The following is a 19,749-nucleotide window of genomic DNA, read 5'->3' as shown; positions in this document are numbered from 1 at the left end:
TCAAGCCACGTCTTAATTTAGACACGCCTTAATTCGAATATTATCCGCTCATCAAGTTATTCATTTCTAGCATCGGCATCAAGGTCGCCATGACAATGAATAACACCAATCCAGCCATCAATGCGATCAAGGCAGGAGTGAACACTCCCAACGCAATATTGACCGTAGATTCAAAGTTTTGGTCTTGGTTGTCCGCCGCACGCGTCAGCATGCTTTCTAACTCACCACTCTGCTCACCACTAGCGATCATATGCAGCATCATCGGTGGGAATAGACGGGTTTGATCCAGAGCTTTACGCAAGCTTGCCCCTTCACGGACGTTGTCTGCAGCAATCAACACTTGCTGCTTTACGTAACGGTTCGACATCACATCAACCGCCACTCGCATCCCTTCAAGAATTGGGATCGCACTTGAAGTACAAATCGACAAGGTACGAGCGAAACGAGCAGTATTGAGACCTTTAGAAATCTTACCGACGAGCGGCAAGCTGATGATTTTTCTGTCCCAAGACAAACGAAAATCTGGTTTTTGCAACGCCAGTTTTAAGCCATAAAAACAAACTACTAGCACGGCAAATATAATCAGCCCCCACTCTTGGACGAACTCACTAGCCGCCAGCAAAAATTGCGTTGACTGTGGCAACTCTTGCCCCATTTGAATGATCGGCTCGATGATTTTGGGTACCACGGTCGCCAACAAGAACGAGACAATCGCCACCGCAAACACCACTAATACGACAGGGTAGATCATCGCTTGCAACAGCTTAGAACGCATTTTCTGACGGTTTTCGACGTACTCCGCCAAGCGCTCTAAAACCGTATCAAGGTGTCCAGATTTTTCACCCGCGGCGACCATAGAGCGAAACAGTTCGTCAAAGACGTGTGGATAATCACCTAGGCTATCTGCCAATGGGTAACCTTCGGTGACTTTGGAGCGAACTGCAGCGATCATGGTGCGAATTCGTGGCTTTTCTGCTTGTTCAGAAACTGCTCGAAGACACTCTTCAAGAGGCATACCTGATTGAACAAGTGTGGATAATTGACGCGTGATCAGAGCCAGTTCAGCCGTTTTGATACCACGTTTGAAGCCCACTGAGCCTGAAGACTTAGCCGCCTTTGCTTTGGCTTCCACGACCTCAACAGGGAGCATTCCTTGTTCTTTCAGTCGTTGGCGCACTTGACGAGCGTTATCCCCTTCAATCGTGCCTTTTTTTTGTTTGCCTTTTGCATCCAGCGCTTTGTATTCAAATGCTGCCATTACGCTTCCTTCGTCACTCGCATCACTTCTTCAAGTGACGTAATACCACGACGTACTTTGCTTAGACCATCACTACGAATACTTGGCGTATGATTACGAACGGCTTTTTCCACTTCTTGCTCACCTGCTTCGCGGTGAATCAGCTCTTGAACCGTTTCATCGACAAGCACTAATTCATGAATGCCGGTACGTCCGCGATAACCTTTTTGGTTACACGCTTCACAGCCTTTCGCGCGATGTAGAATGAGCGATTCACTTTCTGCCATGCCAAACAATTTTTTCTGTTCGCTGTCCGCTTCGTAAGGTTCTTTACAGTCAGAACAGAGCGTACGAACCAGACGCTGCGCTAGCACACCAAGCAGTGAAGAGGAGATCAAAAATGGTTCAATACCCATATCACGCAGACGCGTGATCGCACCAACAGCGGTGTTGGTATGCAGCGTCGACATTACCAGGTGACCAGTCAAAGACGCTTGCACCGCAATTTGCGCGGTTTCTAAGTCACGGATCTCACCCACCATCACCACATCCGGGTCCTGACGTAAGATCGCACGTAGACCACGCGCAAATGTCATGTCGACTTTCGGGTTAACTTGAGTCTGGCCAATGCCATCGATATCAAATTCGATTGGGTCTTCCACCGTCAGAATGTTGCGCTCGTTGCTGTTGATTTCTTGCAAGCCGGCGTACAAAGTGGTCGATTTACCAGAACCCGTAGGGCCGGTCACCAAGATGATACCGTGTGGGCGACCAATGAGGTGACGGAAGTTGTCGTGTACCGAAGGAGTCATGCCCAAACTGTGCAGGTCAAGGCGCGTTGCGTTTTTATCTAACAGACGCATTACCACTCGTTCACCGTGAGAGGATGGCATGGTAGAAACACGCACGTCGACCGCTCGGCCACCAATACGTAGTGAGATACGACCATCTTGAGGCACACGCTTTTCAGCAATATCGAGCTTCGCCATAACTTTCACACGAGACACCAATAACGGCGCAAGCTTACGACTTGGCGTCAAGACTTCGCGCAGAACGCCGTCGACACGGAAGCGGATAGAAAGCGTCTTTTCAAACGTTTCGATATGGATATCGGACGCACCTTCTTTGATCGCTTCACCCAACATGGCATTGATCAATTTGATGATTGGCGCATCGTCTTCCGACTCTAACAAATCCTCGTCATGCGGTAGCTCTTCTGCCAACGAGAAGAAATCGTCACTGTCGGCACCGATATCTTCCATCAATTGACGAGCTTCTGATGAATCACGTTGATACGCTTCAGTCAGCTTTTTATCGAAGGATTCTTTATCGATGGCTTGAGGCACGAAACTGCGCTTAAGCACACGACGCACTTCAACCAGAGCCGCTGGATTTAGCGGTTCCACGTAGTAAAGAATTGGAGGACGCTCAGGATGCTCAGTCTCCAAAACCAGTTTAAAGCGATTGGCAAAACTGAATGGCAGACGACGCATACTTGGCGCAGTGTCTAACATATCTACCATTAGTTCTTTTCCATTTGATCGATAAACGCTTGAATTTCAGCAGGATGCTTACGATCTTGGCCAAATGCTGGGATCACAGGGATCTTCTCATCTGGCATCAATTTCAAGCCTTGGTCAGCTTTGTAAAGCTGCTCTGCACGAATAAAGTTGTATTTGCGCTGAGTGATACCATCTGCGGTCATACCATCACGGATGATGGTCGGCTTAATGAAGACCATCAAGTTACGTTTTTCGGTTTGCGTGCTGGTTGATTTGAACAAGTGACCCAATACTGGAATATCACCAAGCAGTGGCACTTTCGATTCACTTTCTAGTGCACGTTCATCAACCAAACCACCTAGCACCAGCATCTGACCATCTTGGATCATCACGGAAGTGTTAAGTTGGCGCTTCGCGAAACGAACGTCAACGGCACCATTGGCACCCAATACGTTAGAGACTTCTTGTTCGATATTTAGCTGAACAGAATCACCTTCGTTGATCTGTGGTACAACTTTGAGCTTGATACCAACTTCTTTACGATCAACGGTTTGGAATGGGTTGTCGTTGTTTGAACCAGCAGTCGAGCCAGTAATAACAGGCACTTCTTCACCCACGATGAATGAGGCTTCGCCGTTATCCATCACAGTGATACTTGGAGAAGACAGGATGTTTGAGTTGGAATCCGAAGCAACCGCACTAATTAGCGCCGTCCAGTCACCCATCACGATGCTCATTGCGGCACCATTTACGCCGCCAAGAGCAGATGCAAGTGTTGAGTAGTCACCTTCTTCAGTGTACTGACGGTTTTCCCACTTGTTCGTGTCACTATTCCAGTAGCTTTCCGTTTTGGTAACGTCTTTCGCTTCTTCCAAACCAACCATGACTTGGCCGATTGGCGCACCTGTGTTGCCGTACTGGATCACAGCACCCGTTTCTAGTGACCCCCACTGAACGCCTAGGTTAATACCATCACCTTCGGCCATTTCAACAATCAAGGCTTCAATCAGAACCTGAGCACGGCGAATATCTAATTGAGAAATTACGTCTTGCAAAGCCATCATGATATCTGGCGGCGCAGTCAGAACAAGTGAGTTGGTTGCTTCATGAGCCGCAATCACGACTTCACCGCGTTGTGCACTGGATGCACCTTTTTGACCCGCTTGTTTTTCGGCTTGCAGGTTGTCAGAGACACCTTTCAGTACATCAACTAGGTCTTCTGCTTTTGCATACTTAAGGTAAACCACTCGGTTGTTACCTTTCGTTGCCATTTCTACGTCAAGTTGACGAATCAAACGTTTCAGGCGTGCACGTACTTTCGGATCGCCAGAAATCAGGATCGAGTTCGTACGCTCATCCGCGACGATTTTTGGTTCAAGAAACTCAGGCGTGCTCTTTTGGTTGGTCGTTTTGTTCAGGGCTTCTACGATACGAACCATTTCAGCAGCCGAGGCATTGCGAAGCTCTACTAGCTCGATCTCTTTGTCACCAGCTTGGTCAACGCGTTTGATGATTTCTGCTAGACGGTTTACTACCGCTGCACGACCGGTGATCAGGATGATGTTAGCTGGATCGTAATGAACCACATTACCCGCACCGGCGTTATCAATCAGCTGGCGCAATAGCGGTGACAATTCACGAACAGAGACATTTCGCACAGCAACCACGCGAGTGATGACGCTATCGCCTTTTGCGCTACCATCACCCATAACAGGGATTGCAGAGGTCTTAGAGTCTTTTGCTTTGATGACTTTGAGTACGCCGTTGTCCATTTCTACGACTGCATAGCCGTACACTTCCAACACGTTAAGGAAGAAGCTGTAATATTGCTCTTCGTTTAACACGTCGTAGCTGCGAACGTCGATTTTACCGCGCACCGAAGGGTCAACGATGATGGTCTTTTCTAAGTTACGACCAACAATGTTGATGAATTCTTGAATGTCAGTGCCTTTGAAACTCGCACTAAATTCATTTGCCATAGCACCTGGAACGCAGAGTAGACTCCCTGCCAGTAACCAAGCACTTTTGCTAAACCAATGTTTCACGTATGTCTCCCTGAACTTACGCTGGTTGCCTAAGTATTACAATTGGATATAGATGTCGTACTGCTGACCATCTCGCTCAACAGTCAAATTCAGTTCTTGCGGATCGCTCATCACTTGCATCAGTTGTACTGAAGAAGATGGATCACTTAAATCGATCCCATTAAGTTGCACCGCAATATCACCAGGTTCTAGACCCACATCATTAAATAACGCCGCATCACGACCCGGAGAAACTCGGTAGCCAATAATGGCGTCGTCTTTTTTCACTGGAGAAATGGTGATGTATTTAAAGACACTCTGTGGATCTTTCGCAATCTCCTCTCGGATTTGCTCTAGTTTGTCACTCACGTCTGACGCAGGTTCTTTCTGTGCAGCTTGCACTCGAGTAGCCTGCGGCGATTCTGACAATTTTTTATACTCAACGCCTTCCAGCATTAGAGTTTCATCTCGGCCTTCGTTATCGATGATCACGCGATCGACCAACACCGCTTTTAGTGTGGCACGCGTACCTTCAATTTCTTCGCTAATTCCGTAGGTCGCTTGCTTACCACGGTTAGCGATCACCGCTAAGCTGGTTTGAGGATTGCTGCTAGCAACGGCGCCAACAAGGGTAAGATTCAGGCGTGTTTTTGGGGCGTCTTTCACAACAGGTTGCTCAACGACCACAGGCTTTTGTTCGGTGTACTTGCCAAATAAGTTGGCGCTTTGAAGGGCATTGAAATCAATCGTATTCGATTTATTGCTGGCAATAACGTTACCCGCCGACGGCCTCCATTTTGGCACATCAGACGTTTGAGGGATTGCTAACCACACCACTTTACCGAGTATCCACCCAGTTATCGCAATAAATAGGCAAGTAAGTAGCAAACTGAGCTTCGCTTGAATTGCGTGGTGGTTGGACTTGATCTGAGCCAGTAGCGGTCTGCTTGATAATCCTGCACTTAGCTCTAAACGCTTCACTGAATTGATTCCTTTATTCTAACGTTAGTCAATTGGGCTATAAAAATATAACTATCGACTCTAAATTGCTAAATTTGCAATAAAATTATTACTCAACAAAGAGCAGTGAACTATATCACAACTTCCTTTTCATACCTTTTTCTTATGCAGTTTTTGCCAACTCCCTTGAAAAAAATACGCCTTGACTCCATCTGTAGGTGAATAATCCAGCACTCATTGCCACATTCGGGCAGTGATTAGATAGCGTAGTGTTCTATGAGTTCCCTAAATGAAGCCGTTAGGCTAGATAAATGGCTATGGGCCGCAAGATTTTATAAAACCCGCTCTATCGCTCGTAATATGGTCGATGGTGGTAAAGTCCACTATAATGGCCAACGAAGCAAGCCGAGTAAAATCGTTGAATTGGGCGCTGAGATCAGACTTCGTCAAGGCAACGAAGAAAAAACCGTGATTATCGAAAAGATTTCTGATCAACGACGAGGCGCCCCTGTCGCACAGACCCTGTATCGCGAAACTAATGAAAGTATAGCGAAACGTGAGGAACACGCGACACAACGCAAACTTAACGCCCACAACCCTAGTCCGGAACGCCGCCCAGATAAAAAGCAGCGCCGAGACATCATTAAGTTCAAACACCAATAAAAGCCGGAATTACCGACGAGGAAAGCACTCCATGGCAAATAATGTTTTAAACCGCTACCTATTCGAAGATCTTTCAGTGCGTGGCGAGTTGGTACAATTGGATGAAGCGTACCAACGTATTATCTCCAGCAAGGAATATCCGGCAGCAGTACAAAAACTGTTGGGTGAGCTACTCGTTTCAACGACTCTTTTGACTGCAACTCTTAAATTCGAAGGCTCAATCACAATCCAACTTCAAGGTGACGGCCCTGTTTCTCTTGCAGTAATCAATGGCGACCACAACCAACAAGTTCGTGGTGTAGCGCGCTGGGAAGGTGACATCGCTGATGACGCTAGCCTGCACGAAATGATGGGTAAAGGTTACCTAGTTATCACTATCGAGCCGAAAAAAGGCGAGCGCTACCAAGGTGTGGTTGGTCTAGAAGGTGAAAACCTGACGGAAGTGCTAGAAGGTTACTTCGCTAACTCTGAGCAGCTAAAAACGCGTCTTTGGATCCGCACTGGCGAATTCGAAGGTAAACCGCACGCGGCGGGTATGCTTATTCAGGTTATTCCTGATGGCACTGGTTCTCCAGATGACTTCGAGCACCTAGAGCAACTGACTAACACCGTAAAAGACGAAGAACTGTTTGGCCTAGAAGCGAACGATCTACTATACCGTCTATACAACCAAGACAAAGTACGCGTGTACGAACCTCAACCAGTAGCGTTCCACTGTGGCTGTTCACGTGAGCGCAGCGGCGCGGCAATCATTACCGTTGAGAAAGCTGAAATTTACGACATTTTGGCTGAAGTAGGATCGGTTTCTTTACACTGTGATTACTGTGGCACAACATATACGTTCGATGAAACTGAAGTTACCGAACTGTATACGCAAGCTTCAGGCGGCAATAAAACGCTGCATTAATTTTTATAGCTTATCAAGCACGTAATTTACCCACAAAAGGCCAGCACTATGCTGGCCTTTTTGTGATCTATCCCCCGTAACACCTAGCTTTCCACGTAATAAAACAACTGCTTAATTTTAAGTAATTAATAATCGTTTTGCCCTAGCGCAAAGGATTGCGCGCACGATAAACTATTCGCACCAATATGTGACGGGTTACCTAAAACCTTAATGAAATCATGGGCAATTTTTGAACTATCTCCCTGTTTTCTCCCCGCCCCGTTGCTAGCATGGTGAGCAGATAAAAATTAAAACATTCTTACAAAATCCCTACAAAAATCCTTATAAGGAGCACCTATGACCGTTATGGAACATACAAAGGCTGCAACACTTGATCTAACCAAACACGGACTGCATAACGTTAAAGAGGTTGTTCGCAACCCAAGCTACGAATTGCTGTTTGAGGAAGAAACGCGCGCTGACCTAACTGGTTACGAACGCGGTGTGGTTACTGAATTAGGTGCGGTTGCTGTTGATACAGGCATCTTTACTGGTCGCTCACCAAAAGATAAATACATCGTTAAAGATGCGACGACAGAAGAACACATGTGGTGGACTTCTGACACCGTAAAAAATGACAACAAACCAATCACTCAGGAAGTGTGGAACGACCTAAAAGAGTTGGTGACTAACCAGTTGTCTGGCAAACGCCTATTTGTCGTTGACGGTTACTGTGGTGCTAACCCAGATACTCGCTTGAGCATTCGTGTGATCACGGAAGTAGCATGGCAAGCACACTTCGTGAAAAACATGTTCATTCGTCCTACCGAAGAAGAACTTGCAACGTTTGAACCTGACTTCGTAGTAATGAACGGCGCGAAATGCACCAACCCGAAATGGGAAGAGCAAGGTCTGAACTCTGAAAACTTCACGGTATTCAACCTTACTGAGCGTACACAACTGATCGGTGGTACGTGGTACGGCGGCGAGATGAAGAAAGGTATGTTCGCGATGATGAACTACTTCCTTCCTCTGAAAGACATCGCATCGATGCACTGTAGTGCCAACATGGGCAAAGACGGCGACGTAGCAGTATTCTTCGGCCTATCTGGTACAGGTAAAACAACACTCTCTACCGACCCTAAACGCGCTCTAATTGGTGATGATGAGCACGGCTGGGATGACGATGGTGTCTTCAACTTCGAAGGCGGTTGTTACGCAAAAACCATCAAGCTATCGAAAGAAGCTGAGCCAGACATCTACAACGCGATCCGCCGCGATGCGTTGCTAGAAAACGTAACGGTTCGTAGCGACGGCTCTATCGATTTTGATGACGGCTCTAAGACAGAAAACACACGTGTTTCTTACCCTATCTACCACATCGAAAACATCGTTAAGCCAGTATCAAAAGGCGGTCACGCAAACAAAGTGATCTTCCTATCGGCAGACGCATTTGGCGTGCTACCGCCAGTGTCTAAGTTGACTCCAGAGCAAACCAAATACCACTTCCTATCTGGCTTTACTGCAAAACTGGCTGGCACAGAGCGAGGCATTACTGAGCCAACACCAACATTCTCTGCATGTTTTGGCGCAGCGTTCCTAACGCTTCACCCAACTAAATACGCAGAAGTACTGGTAAAACGTATGGAAGCCGCAGGTGCAGAAGCATACCTAGTGAACACCGGCTGGAACGGCACAGGTAAACGTATCTCTATCCAAGATACACGCGGCATCATTGATGCGATCCTAGATGGCTCGATTGAAGATGCGCCAACTAAGCACATTCCAATCTTCAACCTTGAAGTACCTACTTCACTACCAGGTGTGGATCCAAGCATCCTTGACCCTCGTGACACGTACGTTGACCCACTACAATGGGAAAGCAAAGCGAAAGACTTGGCTGAGCGCTTTATCAATAACTTTGATAAGTACACAGACAACGCGGAAGGTAAAGCACTGGTTGCGGCTGGTCCTCAACTGGACTAATACCGAAGCAAAACTGAGTGACCTGTGATTTGATGACAACAGTGACTTAGTTACAAAAATGCTCTTCAAGCCCCTCTTTTGAGGGGCTTTTTATTGAATCCCACACCAGATTGATACAAGCTAAAGCCTAACTGGGTTATTTGTATAACTGACCTCATCAGTTTTCCGACACTTCACTTACAGGTTCTGACAGGGATGAAAACAGCGCGTCGAATTCTAATTCTCTTACTGGTGGTATTGATTGCCCTTCCGGCGACCATTATTGCGCTGTTAACCACCTCATACGCCAATTCTACATGGCAATGGGTTTCACCCTACCTTGGCTTACCGATCCAAGCGGAGCGCGTTCATTACGACTTCCCTTACCACCTTTCGCTGCAAAACGTTCGCTCCCAAGACGCTCAACTGCCTTATATTGAACAAGTCGACGTGTGGCTGAACCCTGACATACGACGAGATGGGAAATGGATTATCGATAGCTTGCTGATCGATGGGGTGAGTCTAAAAAAAGGCATACCGACACGGCCTAACTTAGAGTCGATCCAGTTCCACCAGATTGCGCTGAAAAATATTGATTACGCGGATGCGCGCTTTTCCGTAACTGGATTGAGTATCCAAATCCAAGATCCTACTTGGCTAAACGCTCAACAATTATGGCCTTACGGCGCTATTCAGGCTTCTGCAGAGCAAATGTATTGGCACGGTGAGGCGATACAAAAAGTACTGGTTGATGTGGATTATCAAGCCCAAAACAGCACCCTCTATGGCACGTCTTTTAAATGGCACAATAGCCAAATCTCAGGGCAAGGTGAGCAATATCCGCAAGGCTGGTCTTTGGTCAATGTCACGATTGATAAGTTGGCAATCACCAATGCACAGCGACAATCTTTACTCTCTAAACCGTGGCAAGAATTGCCGTTCACCATTAACCACATTAATAGCCTCGACTTGCTTAACGCCGATATTGAATGGGGGGAATGGCACTGGCAAAACCTTGAACTGTCCGTTGAAGATGCCTCACTGCCTGCATCTCTATGGAATGCCACTGCCAAAGTGTCTTTACAAGCTGACAGTGTTCGTTTCCAAGAGCAAACCGCAATAGAGCCACGCTTGAACGCCATTTTCACGCCCGAGAATATCCAGCTCCAAGAACTGAGCCTAGATTGGCAGCAAGGCCGCGTACAGGTATCTGGTCAATTCAAACCGACGCACTGGCAACTCGACACGGCTTCTGTTCAAGGATTGAAATGGGCTATCCAGTCTGATGACAACAAGGATTGGTGGAAGGCTGCCACCAGCGCGTTACAAGAAGTGGATATCCAAGAACTTGATATTGAACGTAGTCAGATAATCCAATTAGCGCACGAACCATTCTGGCAACTCTCTGGCTTAAACGTCGAAGGAAAAGCGCTAAAGTTAAAGCGCCAGCACCGTTATTGGGGCGTATGGCATGGCAGTCTCGACGCGAGTGTCGTGAATGCGAGCTACGACCAAGTTCTGTCTTCTCATGCTGCGATTTCGACACAAAGTGAGCAAGGGTTGTGGCAACTCTCTCGTCTGTTTGCTCCACTAGAACAAGGTTACATTGAAGGCTTTGGTCAACTTGATTTAAGTACGGCAAGCCAACCTTGGGCGCTTAATTTGAGTGCAGATGGCATTCCACTCAAACTGCTTCACCCATACCTGCCCGATGTATTCGCGGTAGATGGATTTTCTGACCTCAATCTCGACCTGCAAGGTCTATCTGGTGACAACAACATGTTGGCGTACAGCTTAACGGGGCAAGTGGAAGCAAACCTACGAGAAACGACACTACGCTCACAAGCCGATAAGTCGCTTAAGAGCATCACGTTTTCCCCTATTCGAGTGCACGCGCAGCGGGGCGCTGTATCACTCAAGCCTGTAACCATCTCCGGCAATGTCATATCCGGTCAGATTGGCGGCGAGTTTGACATGGCCAACAACCCACTCAGCGGTTTGACATTCCAGCTCAAGGATCACTGCGGCATAATCATAGGCGATCTGCTCGATGGTGAAATATCACGTAATGACTGCGACTCACCACAACAGCCAGACCACTTAACACCGAACGTACCAACGAACGATGCTCAGCCGGAGGAATCGAGCTTTCATGGCATTGCAGAGGCGAATCTAGAGCAACCGGAAGAAGAGCTGGTTGAGGAGATAACAGAAGAGTTAGAGCCGGCTACGAACGAGGTCGTAGCCGAAGAAGAACTAGCAACTGAGTAGTTGCGAATAGTTGGGCAACAGCATGTACGTGCCAACGAAATCAACCGCAGGCGTATCGCCGCTGTAAATCACCACATGGATGACAATGCGCGCCTTGCGCCCTGACGCCAAGCGATCCAAATCACCACTGATACCATCAAGCGAGGTACTCGCCACCGGATTTTGCTCCACCGGATGACGATAACGAATCGAGCTGTCTGCCAGAACAATATCGCCATGCAAACCGCGCTCTTTGAGCAGTAACCACGTCATTCCCCATCCCGTCAGCGTTGCCAACGTAAATGCCGAACCAGCAAACATCGTATTGTGCGGGTTCAAATTCGGATTGAGCTGGGCACTGCATTCGAACTGATAACCGGTGTATTGGTTGATTTTGATGCCCATTTTGTCCGCAATTGGGATTTGCGCTTCCCAGCGCTGCTGCAATTCCGTGCACCATTCTGGGCGACGTAACACATTCGCCATCGGATCAAGCGGCTTCACCATTTGTTGGTGACGAACCGGACCGCGTTCATCGGTCAACTCACCACGACGTTCAAAACCGTTTTTTTCATAAAACGCAATCGCGTCTTCACGAGCATTACATACCAAACGTTTCGCACCTTCTTGGCGCGCAAGCGATTCCAACGCGACCAACACCAGTGATCCCATGCCTTTGCTGCGACGATTGCCTTTCACCGCCATATAGCGGATTTGGCCATCGTTATCCGGAGTAATGTACAAACGTCCGATCGCCATTGGACGGCCACGGCTATCCACAATCATGCGGTGATGGCTCACCACATCATATTCATCCCGTTCAGAGCCTACTGGCATGCGCCATGGCTCTCGAAGCATTTGCCAACGAAATTGATAGTACTTGTTAAGCTGATTTTCGGTTGTTGGAGTTATGAGTTTGAACATATCAATCCTTTGAAAGTGCAAATCAGTAAGAATCTTGGGGAGAAAATACCCAAGTAAAATCAAATCACTTGGGTATATAGCTTAGACCATGGGTGTATCCACGCCAGATTAGACCTGTAGCCAAAAAGTCACTGGGCCGTCATTAATTAATGACACTTTCATATCGGCCGCGAAGCGACCACGCTCGGTTGGCAATTCCTGCTCACACAAGTCAGAAAAGTAGTCATACAGACGTTCAGCGTCGGCTGGATGCGCACCACGAGAAAAGCCTGCACGTGTGCCTTTCTTGGTATCTGCCGGTAACGTAAATTGAGACACCACCAAAACCTTACCGTTCACTTGTTTGACGTTGAGGTTCATTTTTCCTTCGTCGTCTTCAAAGACTCGGTAGGTGGTCACACGTTCCATCAAACGTTTTGCTTTGGCTTCATCGTCGTCCTTCTCAACACCAAGTAGGACAAGAAGACCTGTATTGATTTCCCCAACCACTTCACCGTCTACACGAACGGCTGCTTCACTGACTCGTTGAATTAGCGCTATCACTACTCTCGCTTCCTTCATTTGCTAACTGAGATTCAGCCGACGAGTGTATCATGTCTAGATCTTCACTCCAGTGCTCTTGCTCACCCAATGCTGCGGTGACTTCTGCCCCCAGCAAGACGATCATCCAGCACAAGTAAACCCAGACAAACAAGATAGGAATTGCGGCTAAAGCGCCGTAAATCAGCTGGTAAGAGGGGAACTGAGTGATATAGAGGGCAAAGCCTTTCTTACTTAATTCAAACAGTATCGCCGCAACGGCGGCGCCTACAGCGCCATGCGCTAAATGCACTTTTTTGTTTGGCACCAGAATGTACAAACCTAAAAATGCAAAAAATGACAGCAAGAGCGGCAACCAGCGTAAGAACAAATTGAAGGCGCCAGACAGCGTTTCATTTTCTAAGATTTGTAACGACGTGACATAAGACGTTGCTGCAATACTCGCGCCGACTAAAATCGGCCCTAGCGTTAATACCATCCAATACATCGAAAATGAGAACACCAAACGGCGCTTGTCTTTGACTCGCCAGATGTAGTTTAGATTTTTATCGATGTTGGAGATCAGCATCAGCGCAGCAATAAACAAGAAGCCACCACCGACGGCACTCATTTTGCCGGTGTTCGCCACAAACTCTTGCAGTGCAGTGTGCACCGCCTCACCAGATGCCGGTACAAAGTTTTCGATGATGTAGCCTTGCAGCACTTCGCCAACGTTCGCGAAAACAGGGAACTTCGACAATATTGATAACAGTACCGTTAACATTGGCACGATGGATAGCAAGGTAATATAGGCAAGGTAGCCAGCATTTACATTAACGCGATCATGCGTCAAACGCTTAAGAAGATACTTAAAAAACGCGACGCAACTTGGCAGTAGATTGCTCAATCTCGCCTTGTAACTCTCTGATAACTGGTTCATAGTTCATCCCATAATTAGCGTCGAGGACATAAGAATGCCTTATTTATTAGCAATTGTACTATCAATTTTCACTTTAACAGGGTGTCAATCTGCGTATTACTCTGCGATGGAGCAAGTGGGCTACCATAAACGAGATATTATGGTTGACCGAGTGGAAGATGCCAAAGAATCACAACAAGAAGCACAAGAAGAATTCACTAGCGCACTTGAAGCCTTATCAGCACTAACCAATTTTGACGGTGGTGAATTAGAAAGCGTTTACAACAACATCAATGACAAATACGAAGACAGCGAAAAAGCCGCTCAAGATGTGCGTGACCGTATTGCTGCAATCGAAGATGTCTCTGATGCACTGTTTGAAGAATGGCAAGGCGAGTTAGACTTGTACACCAGTGCGAAACTGCGCCGCTCAAGCGAACAAAAACTGCGTGAAACCAAAGCCTCTTACAAAACCATGCTCAGCGCAATGAAGCGTGCAGAGAAAAAGATGACGCCAGTGCTGAACACACTGCGTGATAATACGCTGTATCTAAAACATAACCTCAACGCGAGTGCGATTGGTTCTTTGCAAGGCGAGTTCTCTAGCTTAGAGAAAGACATTCAATTTGCCATCAAACAAATGAACGAAGCGATCGCTGAATCGGATAAGTTCCTGCAAAAGCTTAATCAAAAGTAAATCATTCAGGCCTCCTCCTCGCGAGGAGGTTTTAGTCTGCTACCTCGCCGACTAAGCCTATTACTCTTCGAACAAAACCCACGCGCTCTTCAACACTGCCCCATGGCACTTCCACCACTTGATATCCGAGCTCAACATAAGTATTGATTAGGGTTTGATGGATTTTCAGCGCTTCTTCAAAGCTGTGCGGACGCACTTCATCTTGTACGTAAATGGACGCTTCAGGTCGACAAGTAAGCACCTGACTATGGTACCCAGCACTTTCAGTTAAGAAAGCTTGGTCAACGTGACAACCACCGACTTGTAGATAAGCAACAATATCTGGAATCGCGCGATCTACAAAAGCCACGTTAGTATTCAACGCCTCACGCTTTTGCTCACTCATTAGGTTCAGACACAATTTGGCAAACTCAGGCAGATTGGTCCACGGCAAAATGCCATTGTCCAATGCACTTTGCTGCTCTATCAACGAGCGTGAGCCTTCAGCAAACGTGGCGTAGCCTTGTTTGCCTAACGCGTTGAGTAACGTTGTTTTGCCCGCTCCTGGACCACCGGTAATCACAATCGGCTTCATGTTATCTCCCTAAAAACAACAAGCCCCGAGCTTAACTCGAGGCTTGTATTTAAGCTAATCCGCTACAGCAAATTATTTTGCTGAACGTGAAGCACGCTTACGGTCGCTTTCCGTTAGGAATTTCTTACGGATACGGATGCTTTCAGGTGTTACTTCTACTAGTTCGTCGTCATCGATGAATTCTAGAGCTTGTTCTAGAGTCATAACGATTGGCGGAGTAAGAACCTGTGCGTCATCTGTACCAGATGCACGAACGTTGGTTAGCTGCTTACCTTTCAGTGCGTTTACTGTTAGGTCATTGTCGCGGCTGTGAATACCGATAACCATGCCTTCGTAAACTTCTACACCGTGACCGATGAATAGACGACCACGCTCTTGAAGGTTGAACAGTGCGTTCGTTAGTGCTTTACCAGCTGCGTTCGCGATAAGTACACCGTTAACACGTTGACCGATGTTACCGCCTTTGTGAGGGCCGTAATGATCGAACGTATGGTAAAGAAGACCAGAACCAGAAGTTAGTGTCATGAATTCCGTTTGGAAACCGATCAGACCACGAGATGGCATGATGAAGTCCATACGTACACGGCCTTTGCCGTCTGGAGCCATATCTTTTAGCTCACCTTTACGTAGGCCGATGTTCTCCATGATACCGCCTTGGTGCTCTTCCATAACGTCGATAGTTACGGTTTCGAACGGTTCCATTAGCTGACCATCTTCTTCTTTGATGATTACTTCTGGACGAGATACTGCAAGCTCGAAGCCTTCACGACGCATGTTTTCGATCAGGATAGATAGGTGAAGTTCACCACGGCCTGATACGCGGAATTTGTCTGGATCGTCTGTTTGCTCAACGCGTAGTGCAACGTTGTGTACCAATTCTTTCTCTAGACGCTCAAGGATGTTACGTGAAGTTACGAACTTACCTTCTTTACCAGCGAATGGAGACGTGTTTACTTGGAACGTCATCGTTACTGTCGGTTCATCAACAGACAGTGCAGGTAGTGCTTCTACTGCGTTTTGTGCACAGATAGTGTCAGAGATTTTTAGCTCGCCAAGACCAGTGATCGCAATGATATCACCTGCGTTAGCTTGCTCAACTTCGTGACGCTCTAGGCCTAGGTAGCCCATTACTGTGCCAACTTTACCGTTACGAGTTTTACCGTCAGCACCAATGATGGTTACTTGTTGGTTTGCTTTAACGCTACCACGAGTTACACGAGCAACACCGATAACACCAACATAAGAGCTGTAGTCTAGCTGAGAAACTTGCATCTGTAGTGGACCATCAAGGTCAACATTTGGTGCGTCAACAACATCAACGATAGTTTGGAATAGTGGTTCCATGTTCTCGCCAGTTTCGCCTTCTTCTAGAGAAGCCCAACCGTTAAGTGCTGATGCGTAAACCACTTTAAAGTCTAGCTGGTCATCAGTTGCACCTAGGTTGTCGAATAGGTCGAACACTTGGTCCATAACCCAATCAGGACGAGCGCCTGGGCGGTCAATCTTGTTGATTACAACGATTGGCTTAAGACCGTGCGCAAATGCTTTTTGCGTTACGAAGCGCGTTTGTGGCATTGGGCCGTCAACCGCGTCAACGATAAGTAGTACAGAGTCTACCATCGACATGATACGTTCTACTTCACCACCGAAGTCCGCGTGTCCCGGAGTATCTACGATGTTGATACGGTAATCGTTCCAGTTAATTGCTGTGTTTTTAGCAAGGATTGTAATACCGCGCTCTTTCTCGATGTCGTTCGAGTCCATGACTCGCTCTTCAGCTTCACCGCGAGACTCTAGCGTGCCTGATTGTTGTAGCAGCTTGTCAACCAACGTTGTTTTACCGTGGTCAACGTGCGCGATAATCGCGATATTTCTTAATTTATCAATCTGTGGAGTAGCCATGGATATTGATTCACTTAGATAGATGAAATGCCCCCACGCTGAGAACGGGTGCTCTCTGGTGACATTTGCTGATTAAAAAAACGGCCATAATGTACCAGATTTTAGCAAAAAGCCTAGAAATATGTGATCTACTCCCGAGCATTTCTGTGAATTTTACGCCTAATGCCCACTTTCCTTCCGCTGAACGAATTGATAAAACACAACTTTATTCTAATCGTTGCACAATACAAATTGACTCTTGCTCAAAAACTGGGCTGAATAAGCAATGCTGCTGTCACATTGTGGTGCAACAATCTTAATTCGCACCACTTTAGTGCAAACGTAGATCATTTTGGTGCAATCATTTGCACCAAACTAGCATCTAAAAACACAATTCATTGAAATTAATGGAATATTTTTTTTGGCACGGTTTTGGCTTTAGTAAACACAGCATCGATTAATGAAAAGTCAAAAAGATTAATCAATGCCGGGTTCATGAATATTTCATAAATCGAGCTTTTACCGCTTATTAACACTGGAGGTTATCCAAGATGTCAGTAGAAAACGTTCTATCGCTGATCCAAGAAAACGAAGTAAAGTTTGTTGACCTACGCTTCACTGATACAAAAGGTAAAGAGCAGCACATTTCGATTCCTGCTCACCAAATCGATGCAGACTTCTTCGAAGAAGGTAAAATGTTCGATGGTTCATCAGTTGCTGGCTGGAAAGGCATCAACGAGTCAGACATGGTAATGATGCCAGACGCATCTTCAGCTGTGCTTGACCCATTCACGGAAGATGCAACGCTAAACATCCGTTGTGATATCCTAGAACCTGCAACAATGCAAGGTTACGACCGTGACCCACGCTCTATCGCAAAGCGCGCTGAAGACTACATGCGCTCAACAGGTATCGCAGATACAGTGCTTGTTGGTCCTGAGCCAGAATTCTTCCTATTCGATGACGTGAAGTTCTCTAACGACATGTCAGGTTCTTTCTTCAAGATTGACGACATCGAAGCAGCATGGAACACAGGCAGCGACATCGAAGGCGGTAACAAAGGCCACCGTCCAGGCGTTAAAGGCGGTTACTTCCCAGTAGCTCCTGTTGACTCTTCTCAAGACATCCGCTCTGCAATGTGTCTAATCATGGAAGAAATGGGCCTAGTTGTTGAAGCGCACCACCACGAAGTGGCGACTGCGGGTCAAAACGAAATCGCAACTCGTTTTAATACGCTAACAACGAAAGCTGACGAAATCCAAATTTACAAATACGTAGTACATAACGTTGCTCACGCATTTGGTAAAACAGCGACATTCATGCCTAAACCACTCGTTGGCGACAACGGCTCTGGCATGCACGTTCACCAATCTCTAGCAAAAGACGGCGTTAACCTGTTTGCTGGCGACAAGTACGGCGGTCTATCTGAAACAGCGCTTTACTACATCGGCGGTATCATCAAACACGCTCGTGCAATCAACGCGTTTGCTAACCCATCAACAAACTCGTACAAGCGTCTTGTACCTGGATTTGAAGCACCAGTTATGCTTGCTTACTCTGCACGTAACCGTTCAGCTTCTATCCGTATCCCAGTGGTACCAAGCCCGAAAGCACGTCGTATCGAAGCTCGCTTCCCAGATCCAGCAGCAAACCCATACCTAGCGTTTGCTTGTCTACTGATGGCTGGTCTTGACGGTATCAAGAACAAGATCCACCCAGGCGAAGCGATGGACAAAGACCTTTACGATCTACCAGCAGAAGAAGCAGCTGAGATTCCTAAAGTGGCTGAGTCTCTAGAAGTGGCTCTAAATGCACTAAACGAAGACCGTGAGTTCTTAACAGCGGGCGGCGTATTCTCTGACGACTTTATCGATTCTTACATCGCACTTAAGTCAAAAGACGTTGAGCGCATCAACATGGCAACTCACCCACTTGAGTTCGAACTTTACTACTCTGTATAAGGTTCAAACTGTGTAAAATGTAAACACAGTAACAAAATATTAGGCTCGCCTCGCAGGCGAGCCTTTTTTGTATTCGTCAGTCAAGATTCGCCGTTTAACATGAGGGGATAATAAAAATACGCTTGGGCTATTTTTACCTTGTAGGTCAAAGGCCTAAGCCATTGAAACGTGAAATCATCGATCAAAAGAAGGTGAGCCATGAAAGTTCAGCTTATTCCATCGCTATGTGTACTCAGCGGCACGCTACTGGCCTCTGTAGCCTCGGCTCAGGTCGCTTACACTTGGGTAGACGAAAACGGCGTAGTGCACTTCAGTGACACCCCAAACCAAGGCGCGAAGACCATCGCATTGCCCAATCTTGAAGCCAGTGCACCAGCACCAGAAGTCGAGAGCACTGAATCACTTGCGCCACAAGCCAAAGCAGCCCCCGAGCCAGAAGAAGAGCTAGAAAAGAAATCGGATAAGCCTCAACCTTTGCAGCTGGCGATGCTCACACCTCAACACAATGAAACCATTCGTAGTAATCGTGGCTTGATCAATATCCAGCTGGAAGCCAATCGTAAGCTGGGCATTGGTGAACAACTGCAACTGTTCTTCGATGGGAAACCTTATGGCGCACCTCAAACGCAGCTCACTTGGCAATTAAACAACATCGATCGCGGCACACATACTATCGCGGTTCATGCTAAACGAAGCGGCAAGCTTATTGCATCTATTAGCCCTATAACGGTGCATTTACATAGAGCAAGCGTTAAGCCGACCGTAAAAGGGGCAAAATAGAAAATCG

At 47.0% G+C, this 19,749-nt stretch carries 16 protein-coding genes; 7 read left to right on the top strand and 9 right to left on the bottom strand.

Translation table 11 applies throughout. The annotated features are described in order from the left end of the window. Positions 1 to 40: 40 nt before the first annotated feature. The 4 genes from gspF to gspC are packed head-to-tail and all read right to left on the bottom strand — an operon-like array spanning position 41 to position 5,744. Positions 41 to 1,258 carry a type II secretion system inner membrane protein GspF gene (gspF, locus tag DYB02_RS01895; RefSeq protein ID WP_021822962.1) on the bottom strand — a complete coding sequence of 406 codons (1,218 nt, stop codon included), beginning with the start codon at positions 1,256 to 1,258 and terminating at the stop codon, positions 41 to 43. Beyond that, a complete protein-coding gene (gene gspE, locus DYB02_RS01890; protein WP_005496716.1) occupies positions 1,258 to 2,760 on the bottom strand; it encodes a type II secretion system ATPase GspE in 1,503 nt (500 codons plus the stop codon). The genes gspF and gspE overlap by 1 nt, the downstream gene beginning before the upstream one ends. Beyond that, the gene (gene gspD / locus DYB02_RS01885; protein WP_005496714.1) at positions 2,760 to 4,784 is read right to left on the bottom strand and encodes a type II secretion system secretin GspD; all 2,025 of its coding nucleotides are present in this window, start codon (positions 4,782 to 4,784) and stop codon (positions 2,760 to 2,762) included. Before gspD ends, gspE begins: the two co-directional genes overlap by 1 nt. 36 nt (positions 4,785 to 4,820) lie before the next feature. Continuing rightward, positions 4,821 to 5,744: a type II secretion system protein GspC gene (gene gspC, locus DYB02_RS01880; protein ID WP_005465330.1), complete on the bottom strand. Its 924-nt coding sequence runs from the start codon at positions 5,742 to 5,744 to the stop codon at positions 4,821 to 4,823. Between the two features lie 255 nt (positions 5,745 to 5,999). Here gspC and hslR point away from each other — a divergent pair, with 255 nt between their 5' ends. The 4 genes from hslR to DYB02_RS01860 all read left to right on the top strand — a co-directional run bounded on the left by hslR (position 6,000) and on the right by DYB02_RS01860 (position 11,508). Next, positions 6,000 to 6,386, top strand: coding sequence for a ribosome-associated heat shock protein Hsp15 (gene hslR / locus DYB02_RS01875; protein ID WP_005465328.1), 387 nt, complete (start codon positions 6,000 to 6,002; stop codon positions 6,384 to 6,386). A 31-nt stretch (positions 6,387 to 6,417) separates the two neighbouring features. Next, positions 6,418 to 7,293, top strand: coding sequence for an Hsp33 family molecular chaperone HslO (hslO, locus tag DYB02_RS01870; protein WP_005465326.1), 876 nt, complete (start codon positions 6,418 to 6,420; stop codon positions 7,291 to 7,293). A gap of 336 nt (positions 7,294 to 7,629) precedes the next feature. Continuing rightward, positions 7,630 to 9,258 carry a phosphoenolpyruvate carboxykinase (ATP) gene (pckA, locus tag DYB02_RS01865; RefSeq protein ID WP_005478630.1) on the top strand — a complete coding sequence of 543 codons (1,629 nt, stop codon included), beginning with the start codon at positions 7,630 to 7,632 and terminating at the stop codon, positions 9,256 to 9,258. A 195-nt stretch (positions 9,259 to 9,453) separates the two neighbouring features. Next, entirely contained in the window at positions 9,454 to 11,508 is a 2,055-nt protein-coding gene (locus DYB02_RS01860; protein WP_029845785.1) for an AsmA family protein, read from the top strand. On the opposite strand, the gene DYB02_RS01855 is transcribed toward DYB02_RS01860, so the two are convergent. The 3 genes from DYB02_RS01855 to DYB02_RS01845 form a co-directional block, all read right to left on the bottom strand. Beyond that, positions 11,494 to 12,411, bottom strand: a complete 918-nt coding sequence (locus DYB02_RS01855; protein ID WP_005456791.1) for a bifunctional GNAT family N-acetyltransferase/hotdog fold thioesterase — start codon at positions 12,409 to 12,411, stop codon at positions 11,494 to 11,496. The two genes, DYB02_RS01860 and DYB02_RS01855, sit on opposite strands and share 15 nt — an antisense overlap. A 108-nt stretch (positions 12,412 to 12,519) precedes the next feature. Beyond that, positions 12,520 to 12,954 (bottom strand): D-aminoacyl-tRNA deacylase, encoded by a 435-nt coding sequence (dtd, locus tag DYB02_RS01850; RefSeq protein ID WP_005456795.1) that lies wholly within the window; start codon positions 12,952 to 12,954, stop codon positions 12,520 to 12,522. Next, a complete protein-coding gene (locus DYB02_RS01845) occupies positions 12,926 to 13,870 on the bottom strand; it encodes a virulence factor BrkB family protein (protein ID WP_005456793.1) in 945 nt (314 codons plus the stop codon). The genes dtd and DYB02_RS01845 overlap by 29 nt, the downstream gene beginning before the upstream one ends. 34 nt (positions 13,871 to 13,904) lie before the next feature. On the opposite strand from DYB02_RS01845, the gene DYB02_RS01840 reads away from it, so the two are divergent. Continuing rightward, positions 13,905 to 14,546 (top strand): DUF2959 domain-containing protein, encoded by a 642-nt coding sequence (locus tag DYB02_RS01840; RefSeq protein WP_005456820.1) that lies wholly within the window; start codon positions 13,905 to 13,907, stop codon positions 14,544 to 14,546. A 31-nt stretch (positions 14,547 to 14,577) separates the two neighbouring features. On the opposite strand, the gene DYB02_RS01835 is transcribed toward DYB02_RS01840, so the two are convergent. Both DYB02_RS01835 and typA read right to left on the bottom strand, forming a co-directional pair. Next, entirely contained in the window at positions 14,578 to 15,120 is a 543-nt protein-coding gene (locus tag DYB02_RS01835) for an AAA family ATPase (RefSeq protein ID WP_015296074.1), read from the bottom strand. A gap of 72 nt (positions 15,121 to 15,192) precedes the next feature. Next, positions 15,193 to 17,022, bottom strand: coding sequence for a translational GTPase TypA (typA, locus tag DYB02_RS01830; RefSeq protein ID WP_005456840.1), 1,830 nt, complete (start codon positions 17,020 to 17,022; stop codon positions 15,193 to 15,195). 530 nt (positions 17,023 to 17,552) lie between these two features. Between typA and glnA the strand changes: the two genes are divergently transcribed. Next, positions 17,553 to 18,962: a glutamate--ammonia ligase gene (gene glnA / locus DYB02_RS01825; protein WP_005456818.1), complete on the top strand. Its 1,410-nt coding sequence runs from the start codon at positions 17,553 to 17,555 to the stop codon at positions 18,960 to 18,962. A 198-nt stretch (positions 18,963 to 19,160) separates the two neighbouring features. After that, positions 19,161 to 19,742 carry a DUF4124 domain-containing protein gene (locus DYB02_RS01820; RefSeq protein ID WP_029806117.1) on the top strand — a complete coding sequence of 194 codons (582 nt, stop codon included), beginning with the start codon at positions 19,161 to 19,163 and terminating at the stop codon, positions 19,740 to 19,742. Positions 19,743 to 19,749 lie beyond the last annotated feature (7 nt).

The sequence above is a fragment of the Vibrio parahaemolyticus genome (assembly GCF_900460535.1).
Taxonomy (GTDB): Bacteria; Pseudomonadota; Gammaproteobacteria; order Enterobacterales; family Vibrionaceae; genus Vibrio; species Vibrio parahaemolyticus.
Note: the sequence above shows the minus strand (reverse complement) of the source record. Positions and strands in the feature narration are given on the sequence as shown.